We start from the raw sequence: 1,414 nt of genomic DNA, 5'->3' as shown, positions 1-1,414 counted from the left end.
CTCACTCCGACGAACAGAGTGAAATTACTCTGCTGCGCCTTCTTCGGTAGCTTCTGGAGCAACACGTGGAGCGTGGACGTTGGCTACTGCCTTGTCATCGCCGTGTGCCAGAGCAACGAACTCGACACCTTTAGGAGCTTTGAGGTCCGACAGGTGAACGATGGTGCCGATTTCAGCGTTAGCCAGGTCGACTTCGATGAACTCAGGCAGGTCTTTTGGCAGGCAGGAAACTTCGATCTCGGCAACAACGTGCGAGATTTCGCCGCCTTTCTTCACTGGAGCAGCTTCGTTGATGAAGTGCACAGGAACGATAGCGGTCAGTTTCTGGCCAGCGACAACGCGTACGAAGTCAGCGTGCATCACGTGGCCTTTGGCCGGGTGACGTTGCAGTGCCTTGATCACGACGTTTTGTTTCTTGCCACCAACGTTCAGCTCGATGATGTGGCTGTAAGCCGCTTCGTTTTCGAGCAGTTTGGCAACTTCTTTGGCCAGCATGCTGATGGATTCAGGGGCTTTGTCGCCACCGTAAACAACAGCTGGAACCAGAGCGGCGAGACGACGCAGGCGGCGGCTCGCACCTTTCCCCAGGTCGGAACGCACTTCAGCATTCAGAGTAAAATCGTTCATTTTGTATCTCCAAAATAGCCATGACCGAGCGGCGTTTGCGACCAGCGCCAAACACGGTATGGGCAAAAAAAGCCCCGCCCCGACAGGTATGCCGGGGCGGGGGCGCTTTTCGTCAACGAGACATTTCGAGAAGGGCAGGGCCCTTAACGGAACATCGCGCTGATCGATTCTTCATTGCTGATGCGGCGAACCGCTTCGGCAACAACCGGTGCGATATCCAGTTGACGGATACGTGCACAGGCTTGTGCTGCAGCGGACAGCGGGATGGTGTTAGTCACCACCAGCTCGTCCAGCACGGAATTTTCGATATTCTCGATGGCCCGACCCGACAGCACAGGGTGTGTGCAGTAGGCAAAGACCTTGGCTGCGCCATGCTCTTTCAGGGCCTTGGCCGCGTGGCACAGAGTGCCGGCGGTATCGACCATGTCATCGACCAGAATGCAGGTACGCCCTTCGACATCACCGATGATATGCATCACTTCAGAGTGATTGGCTTTCTCACGGCGTTTGTCGATGATCCCGAGATCCACGCCCAGGGATTTGGCAACGGCACGTGCACGCACGACGCCACCAATGTCCGGGGACACGATCATCAGGTTTTCGAAGCGCTGATCTTCAATGTCATCCACCAGAACCGGGGAGCCGTAGATGTTATCTACCGGAATATCGAAGAAGCCCTGAATCTGGTCAGCATGCAGATCAACCGTGAGCACACGGTCGATGCCGACTACGGTAAGCATGTCAGCAACGACTTTCGCGCTGATAGCCACACGTGCGGAACGCGGAC

The 1,414-nt window shown here is 56.1% G+C and carries 2 protein-coding genes; both read right to left on the bottom strand.

The window, feature by feature from the left end; translation table 11 throughout:
* Nucleotides 1-24: 24 nt before the first annotated feature.
* Nucleotides 25-627, bottom strand: a complete 603-nt coding sequence (locus HT737_RS10415; protein ID WP_007967646.1) for a 50S ribosomal protein L25/general stress protein Ctc — start codon at nucleotides 625-627, stop codon at nucleotides 25-27.
* Between the two features lie 143 nt (nucleotides 628-770).
* On the bottom strand, nucleotides 771-1,414 hold a 644-nt coding region (locus tag HT737_RS10410; protein ID WP_182402466.1), incomplete at its 5' end, for a ribose-phosphate pyrophosphokinase.

The organism is Pseudomonas sp. MD195_PC81_125 (genome assembly GCF_014060985.1).
GTDB lineage: Bacteria > Pseudomonadota > Gammaproteobacteria > Pseudomonadales > Pseudomonadaceae > Aquipseudomonas > Aquipseudomonas parakoreensis.
This window is presented reverse-complemented; position numbering and strand designations above follow the sequence as displayed.